We start from the raw sequence: 23,798 nt of genomic DNA on the forward strand, positions 1-23,798 counted from the left end.
CGGACCCCGCTCCGGGCGGAGCACCGCTCCGGGCGGTGCCGGGTCCGGCGGAGCCCCGCCCGGGCCGTAAGGGCAGCGGCTGCGGCCGAGCCCGGCCAAGGCTTCGGCGGGGCGGGAGCGTTGCCTGCGGAGCAGCGTTCCGGTGTGCCCACCCGTTCCGCCCTGCGGAACGCCTGCCCACACCTCCGGCGGAGCCGAGCCCACACCTCAGCCGGGCGCCGCCCACACCCTCGGCGGGGTCGCGTCGGCCGGGCACCGGCAAGAGCTGACACCCCATCAATCCCCGCCGCAGCAATGGCCGAAGCCCGCCCCATCCTCTGGCCCAGCCGCCCAGGCGAATGGCAGACTCGCCGCCCATGACAGCCCACACCCCCGTCGACGCCGACGCAGTCGTCGTGGGCGCCGGCCCCACCGGCCTGCTGCTCGCGGGAGATCTCGCGGCCGCCGGCCTTTCCGTCATCCTCCTCGAACGGCGGCCGCGCACCGCCGCCAACCTCACCCGCGCCTTCGCCGTGCACGCCCGCACGCTCGAACTCCTCGACGCCCGCGGCCTCGCCGACGAACTCACCGAGACCGGCCAACGGGTCGACCAGCTCCGCCTGTTCGGCCGCATCTCCCTCCACCTGGACGCCCTCGCCGACCGCACCCGCTTCCCGTACGTCCTGATCACCCCGCAGTACGAGACCGAACGGCTGCTGGAGCGCCGCGCACTGTCCACAGGTGTGGATATCCGGTACGACACCGAACTCACCTCGCTCCACCAGGACCACGACAGCGTCCTCCTGGAGACCACCCGGCGCGACGGCACGACCGGCCGCCTCTTCGCCCGCTACGTCATCGGCGCCGACGGCCACCGCTCCACCGTCCGCGCCACGCTCGGCCTGCCCTTCCCCGGCCGGGCCGTCGTACGCTCCGTCGTCCTGGCCGACGTACGCCTCGACGACCCGCCCGCCGGCGTCCTCACCGTCAACGGCGCCCGCGACGCCTTCGGCTTCCTCGTCCCCTTCGGCGACGGCTGGTACCGCGCCATCGCCTGGCACCGCGACCACCAGGCCGCCGACGACGACCCCGTCGACCTCGACGAACTCCGCACCACCCTGCGCGCCGCACTCGGCACCGACCACGGCGTGCGCGAGGCCCGCTGGATCTCCCGCTTCCACAGCGACGAACGCCAGGTCCCGCACTACCGCATCGGCCGCGCCTTCCTCGCCGGCGACGCCGCGCACGTCCACTCCCCGGCCGGCGGCCTCGGCATGAACACCGGCCTCCACGACGCCGCGAACCTGTCCTGGAAGCTGGCCGCCGCCGTGCGCGGCAGCGCCCCCGACCCCGAGCTGCTCCTCGACAGCTACCACCGCGAACGCCACCCCGTGGGCCGCCAGGCGCTGCGCAGCAGCGGCGCCCTCATCCGCCTGATCATCGCCGGCACCCCGGCCCTGCGGGCCGCCCGCAGCATCGGCGCCGGCGTGGTGGGACACCTCCCCGCCGCCCAGGAACTCGCGCTCGGCCGGATCACCGGCATCGGCATCGGCTACCCGGCCCCGCCGGGCGGCCACGCGCCGGCCGGCCGGCGTGCGCCCGATGCCGCGCTGGCGGACGGCGGACGGCTCTACGAGGCCCTGCGCGCGGGCGGCTTCGTCCTGGTCACCCCGCCGGGGACGCCCGCCCCGGCCGCCGACCGGCTCCGCCAGGTGCACTGGGCCGCCGCCGGACGGACCGCCTGCGTACTGGTCAGGCCGGACGGCTACGTGGCCTGGTCGGCGTCCGACCCGACGCCCGGGGAACTCGCGGACGGGGTGTCCGCCTGGCTCCTGCCCGACACGAAGGAGCCCCGCTGACCACAGGTCCCGCAGGTCTCCCGCGGGCGCCGGCGGTCAGAAGGCGTAGACGTCACCGGTGTCCAGGGCCAGCACGGCGTGCTCGTTGTTGGCCAGGTTCCGGTCGGTCGCACCGCCGTTCCACCAGGTGTCGACCCGCACGGTGACCTCCGACGGGCGCTCCTGCAGCCGCAGCACCAGCGCGATGTGCCGGCCCCGGCCGTGCAGCGGCAGGGCGCCCGTCTCGCACACCACCACGCGCGGCCCCGACCGCGCGCAGCCCTCGGTGAACGCCTGCTCGGCCGCCAGGTCGGCCGACAGGCGCAGCCGGAGCGTGGCCGCGGGCACCGTGGCGGGCCCCTCGTTCTCCGGGATCAGCAGCACGGCCAGCCGGCTCCCGGTGAGCGAGACCCGCCCGTGGTAAGCCACATCGGCCTCCGGCCCGGCCCCGGCGGCCCCCGGGGGCCCGCCCGCTGCCGCCGCAGCCCCGGCCGGGAGCACCACGGCCGTCACGGCCACCGCCCCGGCCACCACTGCACTGCGTACGGCCCTCCGTACGGTTCGACGAACGCCCACCGTGACCACCTCCACCCGCGGACGCTAACCACCCCACCGGCCCGATCATCGGACCGTCACACGAACGAGGGCACGCCGCTACGCCGTCCGCGCACCCTGCCCGCACATCCGTCCCGGCCGGTATGGAACTGTTTCCGCCATGTTGATCGCCCGCTCCGCCGCCCTGTTCCTGCTCGCCGCCCTCCTGGAGATCGGCGGCGCCTGGCTCGTCTGGCAGGGCGTGCGCGAACACCGCGGCTGGGCCTGGATCGGCGCCGGAGTGATCGCCCTCGGCCTCTACGGCTTCGCCGCCACCCTCCAGCCGCAGGGCGACTTCGCGCGCGTCCTCGCCGCGTACGGCGGCGTCTTCATCGCCGGTTCCCTCGCCTGGGGCGCGGTCGCCGACGGCTACCGCCCCGACCGCTGGGACGTGACCGGCGCCCTGATCTGCCTGGCCGGCGTAGCGGTGATCATGTACATGCCCCGGGGCCGCTGAGGCCGGCACCGCGTGCCTATCCTGGCCGGGACAGACAGGACCGCACACGCATGCGAGGCCCACGAGGCCGCGCAGCACGGGCACCGAGGAGCGAGCACATGAGCACGGCCACCCGCACCGCAGTAGTCACCGGCGCGAGCAGCGGCATCGGCGCGGCCACCGCCCGGCAACTCGCCGCCGCGGGCTACCACGTCGTCCTCACCGCCCGCCGCAAGGACCGCATCGAGGCCATCGCCGAGGAGCTCCGCGCCGCCGGACACTCCGCCGCCGCCCACCCTCTCGACGTCACCGACCGCGCCGCGGTGGACGCCCTCGCCGCGTCCCTGGACCGCTGCGACCTCCTGGTCAACAACGCCGGCGGCGCGATCGGCGCCGAGCCCGTCGCCACCGGCGACCCGGCCGACTGGCGCACCATGTACGAGACCAACGTCATCGGCACCCTCAACGTGACCCAGGCCCTGCTGCCCGCCCTGGACGCCTCCGGCGACGGCACCGTGGTCGTCCTCTCCTCCACCGCCGGCCACTCCACCTACGAGGGCGGCGCCGGCTACGTGGCCGCGAAGAACGGCGCCCGCGTCCTCGCCGAGACCCTCCGCCTGGAGATCGTCGGCCGCCCGGTCCGGGTCATCGAGATCGCCCCCGGCATGGTCAAGACCGAGGAGTTCGCGACCACCCGCTTCCGCGGCGACTCGGACAAGGCCTCCAAGGTCTACGAGGGCGTCGCCGAGCCCCTCACCGCCGACGACGTGGCCGACACGATCACCTGGGCGGTGACCCGCCCCAGCCACGTCAACATCGACCTCCTGGTCGTCCGCCCCCGCGCCCAGGCCTCCAACACGAAGGTCCACCGCGAGCTGTAGGCCGCCGGGCCGGGCCCGTGGGGCGGACCGCCCCCCGGGCCCGGTCCGCGCCACGGGGTCAGACCAGCCCGACCGCCTTCAGGTGCGGCATCAGCGCGGCCGGCTTCAGCCCGGCCGCCTTCGCCGCGTCCAGCGCCCGCCGGAGATCGGCGCCCAGTGTGGGCGTGAAGTGCAGCAGCACCACGTCCCCCGCCTCCAACTCCGGCGTGGGCGGCGGGACGTCACCCCAGGTCGTGAAGTCGTGCGTCCAGGTCACCAGCGCCTTCACCCCGCACGCCTTGGCGGCCAGCCGCACCTCGTCGTTCACCGCTCCGTACGGCGGCCGCAACAGCTTCGGCGCCCGCCCGAAGGTCCGTTCCAGCTGCTCCCCCGCCCCGCACACCTCGGCGTCCTTCCCGGCCGCGTCCAGCGTGGTCAGATCGGGGTGGTTGACGGTGTGGTTCTCCACCGTCGCCCGGCCCTGCCCGGTGAGCCCGGTGAAGTACTGGGTGTCGTACGAGATCGCCCCCGGCAGCAGGAACATCGACACCGGCACCCGCTTCTCGACCAGCGTCCGAGCCACCGCCGGATCGTGGTACCACCCGTCGTCGATGGTGATGAAGACGACCTTCTCCTGCGTCGGCACCTTCGCCACGACCGGCGGCAACCCCACCCCGGCCTGCGCCGGTCCGACCATCCCCAAGCTCAGCGCGCAGGACGCGAGCACGGCAAGAACCACACGTGATCTCCGCATGCGCCACACCTTGGTCTAGACCAAATGAGCGGGTCAACCCTCCCTCGCGAAAAGGGAGTTCACGCTCCGCCCCTTCGGCGCCCGTATGGGTGAACTCGCACAGAATGTCGTCGGCCGCGGATACGCTCACGAAAGCGTGAGCCTCGAAAAGGAGGAAGCTATGGCCGTGATACAGCACGAGACCACGATCGCGGAGGCCGCCGATCGTCTCTCCAAGGAGCTTCCCGGGCACAAAGTGGAGATTCTCCAGGGGAGGCTCATCGTGACACCACCGGCGGACGGGCGGCACGCACGCACGCTGACGCGCCTGACCGTTGCGTTCCACAAGGCGGGCGCCGAAGAGGCGGGCCTCGAATTCCTCCAGGCCATCGGCCTGTGGCTGGGCGCGGGCGGCGATGACTACGCCATCCCCGACTTCTCGCTCGTCGAGGCGGACTTCCTGGACCACAAGGTCCGGAAGAACAGCTTTCACGCCGACGTCTTCCGGATGGTCCTGGAGGTCACCTCCTCGAACTGGGCAGACGACGTCAGCGTCAAGGTCGAGTGCTACGCGCGGGCAGGCGTCCCGGTCTACGTCGTCGCCGACCGACGCCATGACGAGGTCCTCGTCTACACCGAACCCCGCATCGGCAGCGGAACGTACCATCGGCGCAAGACGTACAAGCGCGGTGAATCCGTTCCGCTCCCCGACTCCATCGGCGTCAGCATCGCGCTCCCTGCGGACCAACTCCTCGACAGCGAGGAGAGCTGACCGCACCGAGGCGGACACGCGGAAGGGCCCGCACCGTGAATACGGTCCGGGCCCTTCCGTCCCCCGACGACTTGCGCCCGGGCCGCGATCAGCCCTTCACACAGATGACCTGCTTGAGCTTGGCCACCACCTGCACCAGATCCGTCTGCTGGTGGATGACCTGCTCGATCGACTTGTACGCGCCGGGGATCTCGTCCACGACGCCCGCGTCCTTACGGCACTCCACGCCCCGCGTCTGCTCCGCAAGGTCCCGCGTGGAGAACCGCTTCTTAGCCGCGTTCCGGCTCATCTTCCGGCCCGCGCCGTGCGAGGCCGAGTTGAAGGACTTCTCGTTGCCGAGACCCTTCACGATGTACGAGCCCGTGCCCATCGAGCCGGGGATGATCCCGTACTCGCCGCTGCCGGCCCGGATCGCGCCCTTGCGAGTGACCAGCAGGTCCATCCCGTCGTAGCGCTCTTCCGCCACGTAGTTGTGGTGGCAGTTGATCTCCGGGGCGAAGGAGACCTTCGCCTTGCGGAACTCCCGCCGGACGACCTCCTTGAACAGGCTCATCATCGTCGCCCGGTTGTACTTGGCGTACTCCTGCGCCCAGAAGAGGTCGCTGCGGTAGGCGTCCATCTCCGGGGTGGCCGCGAGGAAGACCGCCAGGTCCCGGTCGACCAGGCCCTGGTTGTGCGAGAGACCCCTGGCGACACCGATGTGGTGCTCGGCGAGCTGGTTACCGATACCGCGCGACCCCGAGTGCAGCATCAGCCAGACCGAACCCGACTCATCGAGACAGAACTCGATGAAATGATTCCCCCCGCCGAGCGTTCCGAGCTGCTTAGTGGCGCGCTCGTGGCGGAATTTGACCGACTCCGCGAGATAGTCGAACCGCGTCCACAGATCGTCGAACGCCGTCGCCGTGAGCCCGTACAGCCGTCCCGGATCCACCGGCTCCTTGTGCATCCCGAAGCCCACCGGGATCGCCCGCTCGATCTGCGAGCGGAGCTTGGACAGGTCGCCCGGCAGGTCGTTCGCGGTCAGCGAGGTCTTCACCGCCGACATGCCGCAGCCGATGTCCACACCCACCGCCGCCGGGCAGATCGCGTCCTTCATGGCGATCACCGAACCGACCGTCGCGCCCTTGCCGTAATGGACGTCCGGCATGACCGCCAGACCCTTGATCCACGGGAGGGTGGCCGTGTTGCGGAGCTGCTGCATGGCCTGGTCCTCGACCGTGGCCGGGTCCGCCCACATCCGGATCGGAACCTGCGCCCCAGGCACCTCTACATACGACATATCGTCCCCACAGCCCTTAAATCCCCATGAATCAAAGATAGATCTGATTACGCAAAAAGCCTCGCTCTTGGCCCCAAAAGAGACAGGGGACCGGCGTCAGCACCAGCGCGTGCGGTAGACATTGTGTCCAGCCGCCGCCACACCGCGGCAACGGATTTTCCGACCGAGGGAGCCACAGGACGTGCAGCGCAAGGCAGTACGGCTGGCCCTGCCGGGCATCGCGATGCTCACCCTGCTCACCGCCGGGTGCACCGGGGACGGCGGGGACCGGTCCCGTGACGGGGACGCCAAGGGCGGCGCCAAGGCCCCGGCGGCCGCGCCGCCCGGCAAGTACCGGATGCTGCCGATGCCCTGCAAGGCCGTCGACACCAAGCGCCTGAAGGCCATGCTGCCCACCGCCCCCACCCTCACCCAGCAGGAGAAGGACCAGCTCTACGCCGGAGTGGCCGACACCTCCTACGACAGCGACCGGCGCGTCGGCTGCCGCTGGAAGGCGGAGGACGCCGACAGCACCCGGCTGCTGTTCGTCGGCTTCGAGCGCGTCGTCTCCTATGACCGCGCCGCCCACAGCGACGACGACAAGGCGCACCAGGTGTACGAGCGCCAGCTCGTCGGAGCCGGCCTGCCCGCCGCCTCCACGCCGACGCCGGGAACCTCGACGCCCGGGACCACCACGCCGGGGACCACCACGCCGGGGACCTCGGCACCGTCAGCCTCTGCGTCGGCCGCCAGGACTCCCGGTGCTCCGTCCCCGACCCCCCCGTCGGGCACCGCCCCGGCCGCGCCCCCCGGCACGGGCACCGGAACCACCCCCGGCACCGCCGGCACGCCCTCCCCCGGCGCGCCCTCCGCTCCCGGCTCGCGCCGCCTCGACGACCTCGCCAGCGAGGCCTTCCTGGACGACCGGCTCGCCCCGGCCGCGGGCGCCACCGCACCGCAGTCCCGCACCGTCCGGATCGTTTTCCGTACCGCGAACGTCATCGCCACGGTCGACTACAGCGTCCAGCCGACGACCCCCGGCGCGGTCCCGTCGAGCGAGGAACTCCAGGAACTGGCACGTGAGTTGGCGGATGCACTGGCGGACCGGTTCAGCGACTGACGCCCCCTTCGGCACCCCCCGGCGTGACGGCGCGCACAGCAGTCCATCACCCGGTCGGGCTACCGTTGCGGAGTCCCGCCGACGAGTCATTGAAGGAAACATGCACCGATCAGCCTCGCGCCTCACCCGCGTTCTCGCCTGCGCAGCCGTCCCGGTGATCCTCACCGTGGCCGGGTGTTCCTCCGACTCCGGCAAGGGTTCGGGCTCCGGCGACGAGAAGAAGAAGTCCGGTTCGTCCGCTTCCTCCTCCGCCGGTCCCGACGGCGGTGCCAAGCCCTCCGCCGCGCCGACGCTGGAGAAGGCGGCGTTCGACAAGCTGCCCGAGCCCTGCAAGGTGGTCCAGGCGAAGACCATCGAGACCCTGGTCGTCTCGGTCAAGGACAAGAACGGCACGGCGACCAAGTCGAACGACCTGGCCAGCCGCGGCGGCTGCTCCTGGAACGGCCTCGACGAGGACGGCCTGAAGGGCTCGGACTACCGCTGGCTCGCGGTCTCGCTGGTCCGCTACGACTCGCAGGCCACCCTCGGCAGCGGCAACAAGCGCGCCGAGGAGCAGTACGCCAAGCAGGTCGAGGCGGCGAAGGCGGCGCAGGGCGCGGAGAACGTCAAGGCGGAGGACGCCGGCGGTGTCGGCGACCAGGCCACGAGCATCATCTACACCACGAAGAAGGACGGAGTGGACTTCTTCAACACCACCGTGGTGGCGCGCACCCAGAACGTCGTGATCAGTCTCGACTACAACGGCGCCTCCTACGAGGGCGCGAAGGCTCCCGAGCACGCGAAGCTGCTGGAGGGCGCGATCACCGCGGCGAAGGAGGCCGTGGGCACGATCGGCAGCACGAACCAGCAGCCCCAGCAGTAACTCCGGGAGGTCACCCGTACTCTGGCCCCTGCCAGAGCTCGTTACAGCGGATAGGGAAGGGGATCGCGGGTGGCCGCGATGCAACTGACTCGGACCCACCGAATACTCATCGGTGTGGTGATCGCAGGTGCGGTCGTCATCGCGGGAATCGGCTTCGCGGGTTCGTACGCGGCGGTCCGCGAGCTGGCGATGAAGAAGGGCTTCGGCAACTTCTCGCTGGTCTTCCCGATCGGCATCGACGCGGGCATCTGTGTGCTGCTCGCGCTGGACCTGTTGCTGACGTGGATCCGGATCCCGTTCCCGCTGCTGCGCCAGACCGCCTGGCTGCTGACGATCGCCACCATCGCGTTCAACGGCGCGGCGGCGTGGCCGGACCCGCTGGGCGTCGGCATGCACGCCGTCATCCCGGTGCTGTTCGTGGTCACCGTGGAGGCGGCGCGGCACGCGGTGGGCCGGATCGCGGACATCACCGCGGACCGGCACATGGAGGGCGTCCGGATCACCCGGTGGATCCTGTCCCCCGTCCCCACCTTCAAGCTCTGGCGCCGGATGAAGCTGTGGGAGCTGCGCTCGTACGAGCAGGCGGTCGGCATGGAGCAGGACCGGCTGATCTACCAGGCCCGTCTCCAGGCCCGTTACGGGCGGGCCTGGCGCCGGAAGGCCCCGGTGGAGGCGCTGATGCCGCTGCGGCTCGCCCGGATCGGCGTCCCGCTGTCGCAGACCGCGCCGGAGGGTCTGGCGGCGGCCGGCATCGACCCGGTCCTGCTGCCCCCGGCCCCGACCCGTCCGGGCCTCCCGTCGGGCGGCGGAGCCGAGGCCGGCACGGCCGCGGCGGTGTCCGTGGCCGTGGCCGAAGGCCAGGAGCCGGAGCGCCAGGGCGGGCAGGCCGGCCAGGCGGGCCGGGCCGGCGGCAACGGTCAGGACGTCCCGGCCGGTGCCGCGCAGGCCGGCGCGGACCAGGGCCCGCAGGGTCCGGGCACAGCTGCGGCGGGCGCCCAGGCCGGCGCCCAGGCGGGGCCGGCAGCGGGCTCGCACCCGGGTGCGCAGGGCGTGCAGGGCGTGCAGGCGCAGGGCGTGCCGACCGGCCCGCAGGGTCCGTACCCGGCCGGTCAGGACCCGCAGGCGGTCGACCCGCAGGCCCTGGCCGCGTATGCGGCCCAGGCCGCCCAGCTGGCGCAGGCGGCGCAGGCCGCGCACCTGGCCCAGCAGGCCCAGTACAACCAGTCCGCGCCGTTCGCCGTGGACCCGACCGCCATGCCCGCCGCCCACGACAGCGCATGGTTCGCCGGGCCGAAGGCTCCGCAGGCTGGCTACCAGGGCGGCTACAACCCGCAGTACGTCGAGGGCCTGGAGCCCACCCCGGTGATGCCGCCGGCCGGTCCGGCCGAGGAGCCGGAGGGGACGACGGCGGCCCCGCAGCCGGTCCCGGCCGCCGGGTCCGAGCGGGGCGAGCAGCAGCAGCTGCCCATCCCCGCCCCGCGTGCCGAGGACGAGCCGGCCTCGATCAGCGAGCAGGAGTTCGGCGAGGCGGCGTACAAGGTGCTCCGTACCTTCCTCGCCGAGCACGGCAACTTCCCGACTCCCGAGGCGCTCGAAATACACCTCGCGGACGGCTACGGGGTCACCCATCCGCGCAGCTCCTCGCTGCTCCGCCGGATCATGCCCGAGCTGCGCCACCGCTACGAGCGCGAGGCCGAGGCCGAGCACATCGCCTGAGCCGGAACCGGTTCGCATCTCCTGAGCCGGAACCGGTTCGCATCGCCTGACCCGGTTCCGGCCTACGGCCATTCCGGCGATCCCGCGCATACCGCCGCACCGGACCGGGGAGTCCGTTCCGGACGGCGCAGGACGAACAGGCGAGCGCGGCAGGCGCGGGAACGAGGGTGGACAGGTGCAGGCAAGCGTGGGTGACCGGCTGCTGGTGCACGGCCGGATCGTCGGACAGCACGACCGGACGGCCGAGGTCATCGAGGTGCTCGGGGCGAACGGCGGCCCGCCCTACCGGGTGCGGTTCGAGGACGGGCACGAGACGGTGATGTCTCCCGGCCCGGACACCGTCGTCCGCCCGTTCGCGGCCAACGACTGACGGGGCCGGTTCCGGAAGCTGCCGGGCAGCTCGGGACCGCCACCGGAAGCGGTGAGGGCCCGCACCCCCGTCCGGGTGCGGGCCCTCATGCGCGGCAGGTCTCGGTGAGCGGCGGCGTCAGCCGCTACGCGGCCAGCAGCTTGCGTACCCGGTCCGCGCCCACCGCCAGCAGCAGCGTGGGCAGCCGCGGCCCGGTCTCCCGGGTCACCAGCAGGCGGTAGAGCAGGGCGAAGAACTCGCGCTGCGCGACCTTCAGCTCCGGGGTCGGCTTGGCGTCGGGCTCCAGGCCCGCCATGACCTTCGGCACGCCGTAGACCAGCGTGGTCAGGCCGTCCAGGGACCAGTGCGAGTCCAGGCCTTCGAGGAGCAGCTCCAGGGAGCGGCGGCCCTCCGTGTCGAGCGAGGCGAGCAGCTCGGTGTCGGGCTCCTCGCGGACCAGGGTGCGCTGGTCGGCCGGGACCTGGCTGGTGATCCAGTTCTCGGCGCGGTCCAGGCGCGGGCGGACCTCGTCGAGGGAGGCCAGCGGACGCTCCGGCTCCAGGTCGGAGAGGATGCGCAGGGTCTGCTCGTCGTGGCCGGCGGTGATGTCGACGACCGAGGCGAGCGTGCGGTACGGCAGGGGGCGCGAGGTGCGCGGCAGCTCGTGCGAGGCGACGCGGACGGCGCGGGTGTGCGCGGCGGCGTCGGCGGGCAGCACGGAGCCGTCGGCGACCTTGGCCTCCAGCTTGTCCCACTCGTCGTACAGGCGCTGGATCTCCTGGTCGAAGGCGATCTTGAAGCTCTGGTTGGGCTTGCGGCGGGCGTACAGCCAGCGCAGCAGCTGCGGCTCCATGATCTTCAGCGCGTCGGCCGGGGTCGGGACCCCGCCCTTGCTGGAGGACATCTTGGCCATGCCGCTGATGCCGACGAAGGCGTACATCGGGCCGATCGGCTGCTCGGCACCGAAGAGGTGCACGATCTGCCCGCCGACCTGGAAGGAGGAGCCCGGCGAGGAGTGGTCGACGCCGGAGGGCTCGAAGATCACGCCTTCGTACGCCCAGCGCATCGGCCAGTCGACCTTCCAGACCAGCTTGCCGCGGTTGAACTCGGACAGCTTGACGGTCTCGGTGAACTCGTCCTCGGTGCAGACGTAGGTCATCTCGGTCGTCTCGGCGTCGTACGAGGTGACCTTGGTGAAGTCCTTGTTGCACGCCCCGCAGTACGGCTTGTACGGGAAGTACTCCGAGCCCTCGGCGCTGCCGTCGTCCTCGCTCGCGGCGCCGGATCCCTCGGCGGCCTCCAGCTCAGCCTCGTCGACCGGCTTCTGCGACTTCTTCGCCGCCTTGGGCTTGGTGCGGTACTGGGCCAGGACGGCGTCGATGTCGCCGCGGTGCTTCATCGCGTGCAGGATCTGCTCGCGGTACGCACCCGCCAGGTACTGCTCGGTCTGGCTGATCGGGTCGTACTCGACGCCCAGTTCGGCCAGCGCCTCGACCATGGCGGCCTTGAAGTGCTCGGCCCAGTTCGGGTACTCGGAACCCTCGGGGGCGGGCACGGCGGTCAGCGGGCGGCCGATGTGCCGGGCGTGGGACTCCTCGGTGACGCCGGGGATGCCCTTGGGCACCTTCCGGTACCGGTCGTAGTCGTCCCAGGAGATCACGTGCCGGACCTCGTGACCGCGGCGGCGGATCTCGTCCGCGACCAGGTGCGGGGTCATGACCTCGCGGAGGTTGCCCAGGTGGATGGGTCCGGAGGGGGAGAGACCGGACGCGACGACGACAGGTTTGCCCGGCGCACGCCGCTCCGCCTCGGCGATGACCTCGTCCGCGAAACGGGAGACCCAGTCGGTCTCGGTGCTGCTCTGGGCGCTCTGAGCCACGACACGTCCTTCTATCTCGAATGCTGCTTCAAGCATTCTCCCAGACGGATGGTGCCGGTCGGGGGTTGCTCCCCGCTCCCTCTTTACGGGCGTTGTGCCGTGCGCGCCGTGCGCGGGCTCCGGCATTTATGCCGTGAGGGCGGGGGCCGCCGCGTGGGATACTCGACTTTCGTCAGAACCAACAAGTCCGGGTCCGCGTGCACACCCGCGCACGGGCCCGCGTACCGACCTCACAGGAACGGCAGCCCATGGCCTCGGTCCCTTCCCTCGCTTCGTCCGTCAATCAGCGTGTCGCCGCAGCCCTCGTCTCCGCGCTGCCGGAGGCCGGTGCTGCCGACCCGCTGCTGCGACGAAGCGACCGGGCCGACTTCCAGGCCAACGGCATCCTGGCGCTCGCGAAGAAGGCCAAGGCCAACCCGCGCGAGCTGGCGACCACGGTGGTCGAGGGTCTGGACAAGGGCGGGGTCATCGAGGAGATCGAGGTCTCCGGCCCCGGCTTCCTCAACATCACGGTCGCCGACCGGGCGATCGTCGAGACCCTCGCGGCGCGCGCCGCGGACGACCGCCTCGGCGTCCCGGTGAACGAGAACGCCGGCACCACGGTGATCGACTACGCGCAGCCGAACGTGGCCAAGGAGATGCACGTCGGCCACCTGCGGTCCGCGGTGATCGGTGCCGCAATGGTCGAGATCCTGGAGTTCACGGGCGAGCAGGTGGTCCGCCGCCACCACATCGGCGACTGGGGCACCCAGTTCGGCATGCTCATCCAGTACCTGCTGGAGCACCCGCACGAGCTGGACCACAAGGCTGCCGACACCGACGCGGAGGCGTCCGGCGAGGAGGCCATGTCCAACCTCAACCGCCTGTACAAGGCGTCGCGGGCGCTGTTCGACTCCGACGAGGAGTTCAAGACCCGTGCCCGCGCCCGGGTGGTCGACCTCCAGGCGGGCGACGAGGAGACGCTGGCCCTGTGGCAGCGGTTCGTGGACGAGTCGAAGATCTACTTCTACTCGGTCTTCAACAAGCTGGACATGGACATCCAGGACCCGGACATCGTCGGTGAGTCCGGCTACAACGACATGCTGGTGGAGACCTGCCGGCTGCTGGAGGAGTCGGGCGTGGCCGTCCGCTCCAACGGCGCGCTGTGCGTGTTCTTCGACGACGTCAAGGGGCCGGACGGCAACCCGACCCCGCTGATCGTGCAGAAGTCGGACGGTGGTTTCGGCTACGCGGCGACCGACCTGTCGGCGATCCGCGACCGGGTGGGGAACCTGAAGGCGAGCAGCCTGGTGTACGTCGTGGACGCGCGCCAGTCCCTGCACTTCAAGATGGTCTTCGAGACGGCCCGCCGGGCGGGCTGGCTGAACGAGGACGTCCACGCCCACCAGCTGGCGTTCGGCACGGTGCTGGGCGCCGACGGCAAGCCGTTCAAGACCCGTGAGGGCGAGACGGTGCGGCTGGTGGACCTGCTGGACGAGGCGGTCGACCGGGCCACGGCCGTGGTCCGCGACAAGGCCGAGAAGGTGGGCCTGTCCGAGCAGGAGATCGTGGAGAACGGCCAGTACGTGGGCATCGGCGCGGTGAAGTACGCCGACCTGTCCACGTCGGCGGCCCGCGACTACAAGTTCGACCTGGACCAGATGGTGTCGCTGAACGGCGACACGTCGGTGTACCTCCAGTACGCGTACGCCCGTATCCGGTCGATCCAGCGCCGGCTGGCCGAGGTGGCGCCGAAGGCCCACCCGGAGCTGCCGCTGGCCCCGGCCGAGCGGGCGATGGGCCTGCACCTCGACGGCTTCGGCGAGCTGATCGCGGACGCGGCGGCCGAGTACGCCCCGCACAAGCTGGCCGCGTACCTGTACCAGCTGGCCTCGCACCTCACCGCGTTCTACGACCAGTGCCCGGTGCTCCAGGCGGACACCCCGGAGCAGCAGGAGAACCGCCTGTTCCTGATCGACCTGACGGCCCGCACGCTGAGCAAGGGCATGTCCCTGCTGGGCATCCGGACCCCCGAGCGCCTCTGACGAGGCGCGCGGCGTAGCGGCTACGGCGTAGCGGCTACGAGCTACGGCGAAGCCGCTATGAGCTACGGCAGGATGCCCCGGCAGCAGTGCTGCGGGGGCCTTCCGGCGTTTCGGCGGGGGTGGCCATCCCTGTGGGGCGGGATGGGGGTGGGGGTGTGCCGGGGCTCCGCTGGGTCGGCGTCACGGGGGTGCCCGGGGGCTGCCCGTCAGTCCCAGTGTCATTCCGTGCCGGCCGCCGGCGTCAAGGGCGCGACGTTGTCGCGTCGCCTCCGGCGATGGCCCTTCGGGCCACCCTTGACCCCGACGTCCGTCCCGGAACGACAAGGACTGTCGGGCGGCCCCCGGGGGAACGGCATGGAGGGACCCAGGCCAGCCCGGCGGTGGCGTTGGCCGGCACGAGCGGCGGCTGCCGCTCGGCCAGCCGCCCGTCCGGGCGGACGCGGGACCGAAGTCGATCAGATCTACGTAATCCAGCTCGGCCCACGCGCACCAGATCGCTACGCGCTTCTCTTTTCTCGGCGGATGTGGCCCGCCGGGGGCCGAACACAAGCCGCCATCGATCGCTACGCGCTCCTGCCGGACGGCGGGTGCGGGCCGTCAGCGGCCCTGATGGAACAGGCGGCGGGCGGGCCGCCGTTTCAGTCGCCTCCACCTCCGCAGGAGGAGCCGCACGACGAACCGCCGTCGCTGATGTCCCATGAGATGGAACGCCGCCGCTTCGTCGCAGGCTTGCCGCGTCCGCGCAACGCCTGAACCAGGATCACGACGAAGGCGACTCCCAAGAACGCCAGAACTTCCATGCCTTCAGCCCCCCGTTCGGTTCGGTTGTGTGAGGGGGATGCCCCACCCGGCCGTCACCCCAAGCGCATTTTGAGGAACACCAGAGGTTCCGCTGCACGCCACCCCCTCCGCTCCACGTGAATGGCGTCATCTGCCGCCTGCGCGCATCGAGCCCACCGGCCTGTCAGCCGCCATGGCGCCGGAAGCGCGTAGCGATCGTGGGCGTCATCCGCTCATCCCCCGGCGGCCCGTATCCGCCGTCCGACGGGAGTCCGTGGCATTGCTGCCGTCCGACCTTCGGCGGCCCGCACCCGCCATCGGTCAGGAGCGCGTAGCGATCTGGTGCGCGTGGGCCGAGCCGGATTGCGCAGATCTGATCGACTTCGATTCCGCGTCCGCCCGGATGGGCGGCTGGCCGAGCGGCAGCCGCTGACCGACCCGCCAACGCCACCGCCGGGCTGGCCTGGGTCCCTCCATGCCGTTCCCCCGGGGGCCGCCCGACAGTCCTTGTCGTTCCGGGACGGACGTCGGGGTCAAGGGTGGCCCGAAGGGCCATCGCCGGAGGCGACGCGACAACGTCGCGCCCTTGACGCCGACGGCCGGCACGGAAAGACAATCAGGACTGACGGGCAGCCCCCGGGCACCCTCTCGCTCCCGACCCAGCGGAGCCCCGGCACACCCCACCCCCACCCCCGCCCCACCGACCGTCCCGCCCAGGCGGAAGCCCCACAACCCCCACCCCGTCAGTCGAGGATGCGGCGCACTCGCTGTCCGGTGACTCTGGCGATCGTCTCGAAGTCTCCGTCCTGGTGGAGAACGGTCAACCGGTGGTGCTGTGCCGTCACGGCGACGAGCAGGTCGACGGGACTGGCGCACTGGTGCGCCCCCGCATCCGCGAGCTGTCGCTGAAGCGCCGCGGTGTCCTGCCACGCCGAGTCACGCGCTGTCCAGTACGGGAACGTCTCCCTGAGCAGGCTGTCCGCCTCGTAGTAGGCAGGTCGCCCGCCCACGGCCCGGAGGAACTCCTGCCTCACCGGCTCGCACAGCCCCACGAGTCCGGCAGCCACCGACTGATCCCACTCGGATCCGGCCTGCCCGCGATAGAAGCGCACGAGTGCGCTCGTGTCGATCAGGAAGTTCTCACTCACGCAGCGGTTGGACCCTTCTGCGTGCCGGGCGAGTCGTCCGAGTCGTATCCGATCAGACCGAAGTCGATCTCCCCGTTGGCGACCATCTCGCGCATGCGCTCCACAGCCGCAGCCCGACGACGGCGGTCGGCGATCTCTCGAAGGGCAGCGTTGACGGTGTCCTTCTTCGTGGTGGTCCCGAGATGGCGGGCTGCCTCAGCGAGTGCTTCGTCGTCCAGATCGATCACGGTTCTGGTCACGGCCGCCTCCAACCTCCACGTATATACGATTCCCGAAAAGGATATCTCGACTCCCGCTTCCCCGTCTGCGGCACTCACCCAACGTCCGTTCGTAATTCGTGATCAGGGGACCCCTATCCGGTACCGCCCCCTCCGCATAATCTGATCGCGTTCAAAACATTGGGGTGGGGCGGGCCTGTGTGCCCGCAGTGATGCACGTAATGGGAGGGAACAAGTGAAGCTCAAGCGCGTGGCCCTGGTGGCCGCGGCTGCCGTGGCCGGTCCGACGGTCCTCATGTCCGCACCCGCGATGGCGGCCGACCAGCCGGCCGTCGTCGTTCCGGACGCGGCCCCGCAGGACGACACCGCGGGTGAGGGCACCGAGCCGGAGGCTCCGGCGAAGGAGACCCCCGCCAAGCCCGAGACCCCGGCGAAGCCGGAGGTCCCGGCGGCGGAGAAGCCCGCCGCCCAGAAGCCCGGCGCGAAGACCGCGCCCAAGGCGGAGAAGCCCGAGAAGGAACACCTCGACGCCGAGGACCACCCGGACGTCTCCGACGAGGGCATGATCATGGGCCCGGAGGTCTCTGTCCGGGGCATCCCCAAGGGAGGGTTCAAGCCCGGCGGGGACTGGACCCGGCTGACCGTCGAGGTCGACAACGGCGGCCACATCGCCGTGCCCAAGTTCACGCCGAGCCTGAACATCATGCAGTGGGAGGGCACGTTCAAGCCCTCCCAGGTCAAGGTCGAGCGGCTCACCAAGGACGGCAGCTGGACGCCGGTCAAGGCAGTCACCAGCGAGGAGATGGGGCCGGGCTTCCAGTACCCGCTGGGCACCACCGCCTCCGTCGCGGCGAACCAGGTCTACACGGTCGACGTGCGGATCAGGTTCACCGCCGACATCCCCGTGGAGCAGTTCCAGCTCTACACCGACGGCACCAGCCGCAACGGCGGCAAGACCAACCACTCCCCGGCCTCCTGGTACGACACCCGGATCGCGGGTGCCGAGGGAGAACCCGAGGGTCCGACGGTCGTCGAAGGTCCCGAGCTCACCGTCAACGGCGTCCCGGACGGGATCGTCGCGGGCGGCGGCTGGACGAACCTCTCGGTCCGCATCGACAACTCCGGCAAGGACGCGCTCAAGCGCTTCGACGCCGGCCTCGTCATCGCCCGCCCGGACTGGGTCCGGATGAAGCCCTCGCAGCTCTCCGTCGAGGTCTTCAGCACCGACAAGCAGGGCAAGAAGGGCTGGCACAAGGCCGAGGTCCGTTCCGAGTTCGAGGGCTACTTCTTCGGCATCGACCTGGCCGGCGGCGCGATACCGGCGGGCAAGTCGTTCGACGTCCAGGTCCGGATCAAGTTCGCCGCGAGCAGCAAGCCCGGTGACCTGACCTTCCGCGCGTTCGGCTTCGCGGAGGGCAAGGACTCCGACACCTGGGTGCAGTCCCGCTCGAAGGGCGTGCTGTCGAAGCTCCTCGCCGCGGGCACGGACATCACCCCGGACCCGCAGCCCAACCCGGACCCGGACACCGACACCGACACCGACACCGACACCGACGGCAACGACCCCGTTCCCAACGGCGGCGGCCCCGACACGAACGACGACAACGGCGGCGAGCTCGCCGCCACCGGCGCCGACCCGGCCACCAGCTGGGCCCTCGGGGGCGCGGGCATCGCCGTCGCGCTCGGCGTAGCCCTGGTCGCCGGCACCGGCCGCCACCGCCGCCGCACCACGGCCTGACCCGCCGGCCCCGCCACCCACCCGGATGGCGGGGCCTCCCGTTCCCCCCTCACGCGGCAGGCGGGCAACTATCGTGGGAGACGTCCGATCCCAGGAGGCCCTGGAAATGACGTCCGCAACGCCCGCTCCCGGTCCGGTGCCACCGATGCCGGAGTACACGCCGAAGGCACTGCGCGCCGCCATGGCGGCCCACACGCCGACGCTTCTGCCCGACTTCGATGCCGCATGGCGGCGACAGATCGCCGACGCCTACGACATCGGGCCGGTCCCCGCGTTCATGGCCCGCTGGTGGGGCGAGTACGCCTTGGCCCGCGATCCCGAACTCGATCGCCGGGTCACCGACCTCGAAGCCCGCGCCGCCGAGGCCACCGACGCCGAAGCCGCTCGCAAGCTCCTCGACGAAGCGTCCCGCATCCGCCACGAACTGCGCGACCTGGAGCCCGGCGAGTGAGCGAGGAGTTCACCGGGCCGCCGTGGGCCGTGGACTACACCCAGGACGCAGAAAAGTACCGGCTCAGCCTCGCCGACGGTCCGCGTGAAGCGCTGCGGGAAGCCGTCTTCGAATTGCTGACCGCCCGCCATCCCTATCGGGGCGACCACGTGGAGCCCGCCCGTTCCACCGCCCCGAGAGGCCCTCACATCTCGTACTTCGACAGCAACCGGGGCTGGTTGCGGTTCGTGTTCCTGCCACGGGTGGCGGAGCCGCAGATCGTGGTCGAGGAGATCTTCTGGCAGTGATGCCTGCGATGGATCACCCCGACCGGTCGGCGTCGCTGCGGGCGATGGTGCTCAGGTCGATCTCGCCGGGATCCGCCTCCTGCTCCAGCAGGGTACGGACATACGTCTGCAGGGACTGGCGGTTCCGCGCGGCTCGCGCCTTCAGCGCGGCGAGCACATCGACGGACAGACCGTGCACGTGGAGAGTGGCCATCCTCCTAGCGTGATCCTGCTGAAAGCGTTCTGCCAGACCCCCGCCGAAGCATCCGCAGGGCCGTGCGCCAGGTGCGCGCCGCTGCACGCCCCCCTGCCTGCCGCATCGCGTCAGCGGTCGGTCTCGCACCACACCGCCTTCCCCGGCGACCTCGGCACCGCTCCCCAGCGGTCCGCCACCGCCGCCACGATCGCCAGCCCGCGACCGCCCCCGAGGCGGATCCTGGACAGTCCCGGACCGCTGTCGTGGACCTCCACCCGTACGCCGCCGTCCTCGTACGCGAGCAGCCGTACGCGGTAGCCACGGCCCGGAGGGACGCCGTGCCGGAGGGCGTTCGTGGCCAGTTCGCTCACGCAGAGCAACACGTCGTCCAGGCGGGCGGTCCTGTCCCACGCGTCGAGCGTCTCGGCGGTGAACTCCCTTGCGGAACGGACGGTCTGACGGCAGCGCGGGAACAGCCGCTCCCTCATCAATGCGGGTTCGGTTCGCAGGTTCACGACCGGATCGTCGCGTTCCGTCACTAGCGTCGTGCAGTGGGCCGACCCGTACCAATCGATTGGTACGGGTCGGTACGGGTACAGCTGCGGCGCAGGTGGGGAGTGCTGGAACATGCCGCCGAGGAAACGCGTCCCGAGGAACGGAACCGCCCTGAAGATGATCGGGGTGCAGGTGGCCGTCCTCCGGACCCGCAAGAACCTGACTCAACGCCAACTGGGCGAGCGTGTGCGCCTGGACGAGGAGACCATCGCCTCGATCGAGCAGGGCAGACGAGCCTTGATGCCGGACGTCGCCGAGCGGATGGACCGGGTGCTGGAGTCGGGTGGGGTGCTGGCGGCGGCGATCGCGCACCTGCCCCGAGTGGACAGGGTCCCCGCCTGGGCCGAGGAGTACATGCGCTGCGAGGCGGAGGCCATTGCCCTGTCCTGGTACGACAACCAGGTTGTTCCGGGTCTGCTCCAGACCGAGGGCTATGCACGGGCGGTGTTTCGGTGCCGGGTTCCCGCCCACACCCCAGACGAAGTCGAGCAGTTCACTGCCGACCGGATGGCCCGCCAGGAAATACTCCGCCGCTCCAACCCACCCACCTTGAGTTTCGTCATTTGGGAGCCAGCTGTACGCGATCGCCTTGGCGGTAGGGACGTCCACGCCGAGCTGCTTCGTCACCTGCTCGCCTGCTCGGAACTCCCAGACGTCTCGCTTCAGGTGATGCCGCTCGGCCAGACCAGGCACTCCGCCCTCGACGGCCCCTTCACCCTCCTGGAGACCCCGGACCACCAGCACCTCGGCTATACGGAGAGCCAGCGCGGCAGCCAGCTTGTCTCCGACCCGGACGAGGTCAGCATCCTGGCTCGCAAGTATGCGATGCTGCGAACTCAGGCCCTCAACCCAGAGGAGACGCAGGGCCTGTTGAGCCGCCTGCTAGGAGAGCTATGAGCACCGCACTGAAGTGGTTCAAGTCCAGCTACAGCGGGAGCGACGGCGGCCAGTGCCTGGAAGTGGCCATCGCCTGGCGGAAGTCCAGCTACAGCGGCAGCGAGGGCGGTCAGTGCGTCGAAGTGGCCACCTGCCCCACCACCGTCCACGTCCGCGACTCCAAGCTGTCCCCCGCCGACGGCCCCGTGCTCGGCCTCGCCCCCGGCGCCTGGGCGGCGCTGACCGCCTGGGTCGCGGAGTAACAGCCGCCGCGCTTCACCCGTACGGCCCGATTCCGGTCGTCGCCCCCGGGTAGGGAAGGGCCCGTCCAACCCTCTCCCGCACCACCTGGAGGCACCGTGGCCGTCATGTCCGGCCCGTACCGGCCCGGCACACCCTGCTGGACCGACCTGATGGTTCCCGACCAGCAGGCAGCGATCGACTTCTACTGCGACCTGTTCGGCTGGCAGGGCGAGGTCGGCCCGGCCGAGTTCGGCGGCTACGCCGTCTGCTCGCTCAAGGGGAAGCCCGTCGCCGGGATCATGAAGGCGATGAACCCGGACGGGAGCACGCCCGACCCGATGCCGCCGTCCGCCTGGACGACGTACCTGTCCTCCACCGACGCCGACGCCACCGTCAAGGCGGGCACGGCGGCCGGCGGGAAGACGGTCATGGGGGCGCAGGACGTCGGGGACCTCGGGCGGATGGCGATCCTCTCCGACCCGACCGGCGCGGTGTTCGGGATCTGGCAGCCCAAGGAGTTCCCGGGTGCCGGGATCGTCAACGAGAACGGCGCCGTGACCTGGAACGAGCTGGCGACCAGTGACACGGACAAGGCCGGGGCCTACTACCGGGCGATCCTGCCCCTCGACACCGCGCCGACCGAGGTCCCGGGCGCCGAGGGCTACACCGAGTTCAAGGTCAACAACCGTTCGGTGGGCGGGATGATGGACCTCAGCCAGCACCCGGAGGGCACTCCGCCGCACTGGCTGACGTACTTCCTGGTGGACGACGCCGACAGCACCCAGGCGGCCGCGGTCCGGGCGGGCGGGAACGTGCTGGCCCCGGCCTTCGACATGCCGGTGGGGCGGATGGCGGTCCTCCAGGACCCGCAGGGCGCCGTCTTCGCGGTGATCAAGACGAGCGACGCGCCGCAGGACCCCGACCCGATGTAGTGGTGTGACTGGGGTCACAGGGAACGTTCCCCCTGTGCGCCTCCTCCTCGGGGTGTCGGTCATTCACCAACACCCCGGGGAGCAGTGGTGGTTGAGGCAAGCGAAGACAGGAGAAGGCGGGAACGGGCCGGGCGGGCGCTCGCCGGGCTGTTCGCCGTGGACGGGCTCGTCCACCTGTACTGGGCGACCGGGCTGACCTGGCCCGCGCCCGACGAGCGGGCGCTGTCCCTCGCCGTGCTCGGCGGGGTGGTGTCCTTCGCCCCGCGGGTGGTCCTGCCGCTCGCGCTGCTCGGGCTGGTCACCGCCGTCACCTTGTACGCACGCGGGCGGGGGCGCGGCGGGTGGTTCGGTGCCGTCGCCGCCTGGGCGGTGACGGCCGGGCTGTTCGCGCGGGGGCTGCTGGGGCTGGTGTGGGCGTTCGGGGCCGGGGATCCGTTCGCCGGGGCGGCCTTCCACTGGCTGAACCTGTTCCTCTACACACCGCTCTGCCTGGGCTTCGGCTGGGTGGCCGCGACCGGGCTGCTCGGGCCCTGGCCGCGCAGGCTGCTCGCCCTCCCGCTGGTCCTCGTCACGCTGCTCGCGGGGACGGCGTACGGCTATCAGCCCGCCGAGGAACGCGGCTATGCCGCCCCGGCGGACTCCCAGTGGCTGGAGACGCCCGTCGCGCGCTTCCACTACGTACGGAAGGGCCCCGGCCCCGGCAGCGGTACCGGCACCGGCACGCCGGTGGTGCTGCTCTCGCCCGGGGCCTCGTGGACCTTCGCGTGGCGCGAGCAGGTCGAGGCCCTGTCCCGTACGCACCCGGTGTACGTCGTCGACCTGCCGGGGCAGGGGTTCACCGAGCTCCGCGACCGGTCCCTGACCTGGGACCTGGACGGCATGACGAAGGCCGTGGGGAGCTTCCTGGACGGCGCGGGGATCGAGCGGGCCGCGCTCGCCGGGAACTCCTGGAGCGGCGGCTGGGCGCTGGCCTACGCCCAGCGGCACCCGGAGCGGGTGTCCCGGCTGGCGCTGCTGGCGTCCTCGGGGCTGGACGAGCGGGACCCTCGGCTCTGGGAGGCGATGAAACTCCCCCTGGCCGGTGAGCTGCTGACCGGGCTGGGGGCAGGGCGTGCGGCCGCCGAGTCCTCCGTGCGGAGGCTGTTCGTGAACCGGGAGCGGGTCACCGGGGAGATCGTGGACGCGGCCTGGGCCCCGGGCACGCGGGAGGTCAACCGCAAGGCGGTGTACCGGCTGGAGCGCGGGCTGGACTGGCGGGAGACGGAGGCGGCGCTGCCGTCGACCCGGCAGCCGGTGCTGGTGCTGTGGGGGCGTCAGGACTCGGTCCTGCCCTCGTGGCAGGCGGGCCGGTTCGGCGAACTGCTGCCGGACGCACGGGTGGAGGTCCTGGACGGCTGCGGGCACGCGCTGACCCTGGACTGCCCGGACCGGGTCAACGCGGAGCTGGAAGAGTTCCTGGGGTGAGCACCGAACGCAGGGAGCGCGGGGTGGCGCTGGCCCGGGCGGCCCGGGGCGGCGACACACTCGCGCTGCACGAGCTCCTCGACCACCTCACCCCGTACGTGGCGAGGATCTGTGATCCCATCGCCCTCGCCGACGGCCCGGACGCCACCCAGGAGGCTCTGCTGGCCGTGTTCCGGTCGCTGCGGTCGCTGAAGGACCCGCAGGCGCTGTACGGGTGGGTGCGGGCGATCGCGGTGCGGGAGGCGGTACGGGCCGCCCGGCGGGCGGCGCGGGACCGGCCGGCCGAGCTGGCCGACGTACCGGGGCGCGGGGATCCGCAGCTGGCCGCGGACATCGCGGACGTGCTGGCCCGCCTCTCCCCCGAGCACCGGGCCGTCCTCGTCCTGCGGGACGTGGAGGGCCTGGACGAGGAGGCCGCTGCGGCGGTCCTCCGCATCCCGGCCGGCACCGCCAAGTCCCGGCTGCACCGGGCCCGGACGAGCTTCCGAAAGGCATGGTCCGCATGACG

Annotated in this window: 25 protein-coding genes; 17 read left to right on the forward strand and 8 right to left on the reverse strand. The window is 71.5% G+C overall.

All coding sequences use genetic code 11. The features are described from left to right. The first annotated feature begins 356 nt into the window (after positions 1-356). Entirely contained in the window at positions 357-1,838 is a 1,482-nt protein-coding gene (locus ACGFQ9_RS36730; RefSeq protein ID WP_393580089.1) for an FAD-dependent monooxygenase, read from the forward strand. Between the two features lie 36 nt (positions 1,839-1,874). On the opposite strand, the gene ACGFQ9_RS36735 is transcribed toward ACGFQ9_RS36730, so the two are convergent. Further along, on the reverse strand, positions 1,875-2,393 hold the full coding sequence (locus ACGFQ9_RS36735) for a hypothetical protein (protein ID WP_393580091.1): 519 nt from the start codon (positions 2,391-2,393) through the stop codon (positions 1,875-1,877). A gap of 139 nt (positions 2,394-2,532) precedes the next feature. Between ACGFQ9_RS36735 and ACGFQ9_RS36740 the strand changes: the two genes are divergently transcribed. Continuing rightward, positions 2,533-2,868, forward strand: coding sequence for a YnfA family protein (locus ACGFQ9_RS36740; RefSeq protein WP_393580092.1), 336 nt, complete (start codon positions 2,533-2,535; stop codon positions 2,866-2,868). Positions 2,869-2,966: 98 nt separating this feature from the next. Next, on the forward strand, positions 2,967-3,728 hold the full coding sequence (locus ACGFQ9_RS36745; RefSeq protein ID WP_393580094.1) for an SDR family NAD(P)-dependent oxidoreductase: 762 nt from the start codon (positions 2,967-2,969) through the stop codon (positions 3,726-3,728). A gap of 58 nt (positions 3,729-3,786) precedes the next feature. Here ACGFQ9_RS36745 and ACGFQ9_RS36750 read toward each other — a convergent pair whose 3' ends face one another. Continuing rightward, positions 3,787-4,461 (reverse strand): polysaccharide deacetylase family protein, encoded by a 675-nt coding sequence (locus ACGFQ9_RS36750; protein WP_393580096.1) that lies wholly within the window; start codon positions 4,459-4,461, stop codon positions 3,787-3,789. A 160-nt stretch (positions 4,462-4,621) separates the two neighbouring features. Between ACGFQ9_RS36750 and ACGFQ9_RS36755 the strand changes: the two genes are divergently transcribed. Next, positions 4,622-5,212, forward strand: a complete 591-nt coding sequence (locus tag ACGFQ9_RS36755) for a Uma2 family endonuclease (RefSeq protein WP_393580098.1) — start codon at positions 4,622-4,624, stop codon at positions 5,210-5,212. 88 nt (positions 5,213-5,300) lie between these two features. Here the strand turns inward: ACGFQ9_RS36755 and ACGFQ9_RS36760 are convergent, their stop codons facing one another. Beyond that, positions 5,301-6,494, reverse strand: coding sequence for an RtcB family protein (locus tag ACGFQ9_RS36760; protein ID WP_393580099.1), 1,194 nt, complete (start codon positions 6,492-6,494; stop codon positions 5,301-5,303). A gap of 181 nt (positions 6,495-6,675) precedes the next feature. On the opposite strand from ACGFQ9_RS36760, the gene ACGFQ9_RS36765 reads away from it, so the two are divergent. The 4 genes from ACGFQ9_RS36765 (at position 6,676) to ACGFQ9_RS36780 (ending at position 10,541) form a co-directional block, all read left to right on the forward strand. Next, the gene (locus ACGFQ9_RS36765) at positions 6,676-7,593 is read left to right on the forward strand and encodes a DUF3558 domain-containing protein (protein ID WP_393580101.1); all 918 of its coding nucleotides are present in this window, start codon (positions 6,676-6,678) and stop codon (positions 7,591-7,593) included. 100 nt (positions 7,594-7,693) lie between these two features. After that, positions 7,694-8,455, forward strand: coding sequence for a DUF3558 domain-containing protein (locus ACGFQ9_RS36770; protein WP_393580103.1), 762 nt, complete (start codon positions 7,694-7,696; stop codon positions 8,453-8,455). A 69-nt stretch (positions 8,456-8,524) separates the two neighbouring features. Beyond that, positions 8,525-10,171 (forward strand): DUF2637 domain-containing protein, encoded by a 1,647-nt coding sequence (locus ACGFQ9_RS36775; protein WP_393580105.1) that lies wholly within the window; start codon positions 8,525-8,527, stop codon positions 10,169-10,171. A 175-nt stretch (positions 10,172-10,346) separates the two neighbouring features. Beyond that, positions 10,347-10,541: a DUF1918 domain-containing protein gene (locus ACGFQ9_RS36780; RefSeq protein ID WP_393580107.1), complete on the forward strand. Its 195-nt coding sequence runs from the start codon at positions 10,347-10,349 to the stop codon at positions 10,539-10,541. 124 nt (positions 10,542-10,665) lie between these two features. Here ACGFQ9_RS36780 and lysS read toward each other — a convergent pair whose 3' ends face one another. Continuing rightward, complete coding sequence (gene lysS / locus ACGFQ9_RS36785; protein ID WP_393580109.1) at positions 10,666-12,399, reverse strand: lysine--tRNA ligase; 1,734 nt, start codon at positions 12,397-12,399, stop codon at positions 10,666-10,668. Between the two features lie 248 nt (positions 12,400-12,647). On the opposite strand from lysS, the gene argS reads away from it, so the two are divergent. Further along, positions 12,648-14,423: an arginine--tRNA ligase gene (gene argS / locus ACGFQ9_RS36790; protein WP_393580111.1), complete on the forward strand. Its 1,776-nt coding sequence runs from the start codon at positions 12,648-12,650 to the stop codon at positions 14,421-14,423. A 1,523-nt stretch (positions 14,424-15,946) separates the two neighbouring features. Here argS and ACGFQ9_RS36795 read toward each other — a convergent pair. Both ACGFQ9_RS36795 and ACGFQ9_RS36800 read right to left on the reverse strand, forming a co-directional pair. Then, positions 15,947-16,351, reverse strand: coding sequence for a PIN domain nuclease (locus tag ACGFQ9_RS36795; RefSeq protein ID WP_393580113.1), 405 nt, complete (start codon positions 16,349-16,351; stop codon positions 15,947-15,949). Beyond that, positions 16,348-16,590 carry a type II toxin-antitoxin system VapB family antitoxin gene (locus ACGFQ9_RS36800; protein WP_393580115.1) on the reverse strand — a complete coding sequence of 81 codons (243 nt, stop codon included), beginning with the start codon at positions 16,588-16,590 and terminating at the stop codon, positions 16,348-16,350. Before ACGFQ9_RS36800 ends, ACGFQ9_RS36795 begins: the two co-directional genes overlap by 4 nt. A gap of 214 nt (positions 16,591-16,804) precedes the next feature. Here ACGFQ9_RS36800 and ACGFQ9_RS36805 point away from each other — a divergent pair, with 214 nt between their 5' ends. From ACGFQ9_RS36805 to ACGFQ9_RS36815, 3 genes are all read left to right on the forward strand, one after another. Continuing rightward, positions 16,805-18,307, forward strand: coding sequence for a hypothetical protein (locus ACGFQ9_RS36805; protein WP_393580116.1), 1,503 nt, complete (start codon positions 16,805-16,807; stop codon positions 18,305-18,307). Between the two features lie 106 nt (positions 18,308-18,413). Then, positions 18,414-18,758, forward strand: coding sequence for a DUF6247 family protein (locus tag ACGFQ9_RS36810; protein ID WP_393580118.1), 345 nt, complete (start codon positions 18,414-18,416; stop codon positions 18,756-18,758). After that, a complete protein-coding gene (locus ACGFQ9_RS36815) occupies positions 18,755-19,045 on the forward strand; it encodes a hypothetical protein (RefSeq protein ID WP_393580119.1) in 291 nt (96 codons plus the stop codon). Before ACGFQ9_RS36810 ends, ACGFQ9_RS36815 begins: the two co-directional genes overlap by 4 nt. Before the next feature lie 13 nt (positions 19,046-19,058). On the opposite strand, the gene ACGFQ9_RS36820 is transcribed toward ACGFQ9_RS36815, so the two are convergent. Beyond that, positions 19,059-19,238 (reverse strand): hypothetical protein, encoded by a 180-nt coding sequence (locus ACGFQ9_RS36820; RefSeq protein WP_393580121.1) that lies wholly within the window; start codon positions 19,236-19,238, stop codon positions 19,059-19,061. A 110-nt stretch (positions 19,239-19,348) separates the two neighbouring features. Continuing rightward, positions 19,349-19,729, reverse strand: a complete 381-nt coding sequence (locus tag ACGFQ9_RS36825; RefSeq protein WP_393580170.1) for an ATP-binding protein — start codon at positions 19,727-19,729, stop codon at positions 19,349-19,351. 118 nt (positions 19,730-19,847) lie between these two features. Between ACGFQ9_RS36825 and ACGFQ9_RS36830 the strand changes: the two genes are divergently transcribed. The 5 genes from ACGFQ9_RS36830 (at position 19,848) to ACGFQ9_RS36850 (ending at position 23,796) form a co-directional block, all read left to right on the forward strand. After that, positions 19,848-20,672 (forward strand): Scr1 family TA system antitoxin-like transcriptional regulator, encoded by an 825-nt coding sequence (locus tag ACGFQ9_RS36830; protein WP_393580123.1) that lies wholly within the window; start codon positions 19,848-19,850, stop codon positions 20,670-20,672. After that, complete coding sequence (locus ACGFQ9_RS36835) at positions 20,669-20,914, forward strand: DUF397 domain-containing protein (RefSeq protein ID WP_393580125.1); 246 nt, start codon at positions 20,669-20,671, stop codon at positions 20,912-20,914. The genes ACGFQ9_RS36830 and ACGFQ9_RS36835 overlap by 4 nt, the downstream gene beginning before the upstream one ends. 105 nt (positions 20,915-21,019) lie before the next feature. After that, on the forward strand, positions 21,020-21,826 hold the full coding sequence (locus ACGFQ9_RS36840; RefSeq protein ID WP_393580172.1) for a VOC family protein: 807 nt from the start codon (positions 21,020-21,022) through the stop codon (positions 21,824-21,826). 87 nt (positions 21,827-21,913) lie between these two features. Then, a complete protein-coding gene (locus ACGFQ9_RS36845; RefSeq protein WP_393580127.1) occupies positions 21,914-23,290 on the forward strand; it encodes an alpha/beta fold hydrolase in 1,377 nt (458 codons plus the stop codon). Continuing rightward, entirely contained in the window at positions 23,287-23,796 is a 510-nt protein-coding gene (locus ACGFQ9_RS36850; protein ID WP_393580129.1) for an RNA polymerase sigma factor, read from the forward strand. The genes ACGFQ9_RS36845 and ACGFQ9_RS36850 overlap by 4 nt, the downstream gene beginning before the upstream one ends. Positions 23,797-23,798: the final 2 nt, after the last annotated feature.

This window comes from Streptomyces sp. NPDC048603 (assembly GCF_043199475.1).
Taxonomy (GTDB): domain Bacteria; phylum Actinomycetota; class Actinomycetes; order Streptomycetales; family Streptomycetaceae; genus Streptomyces.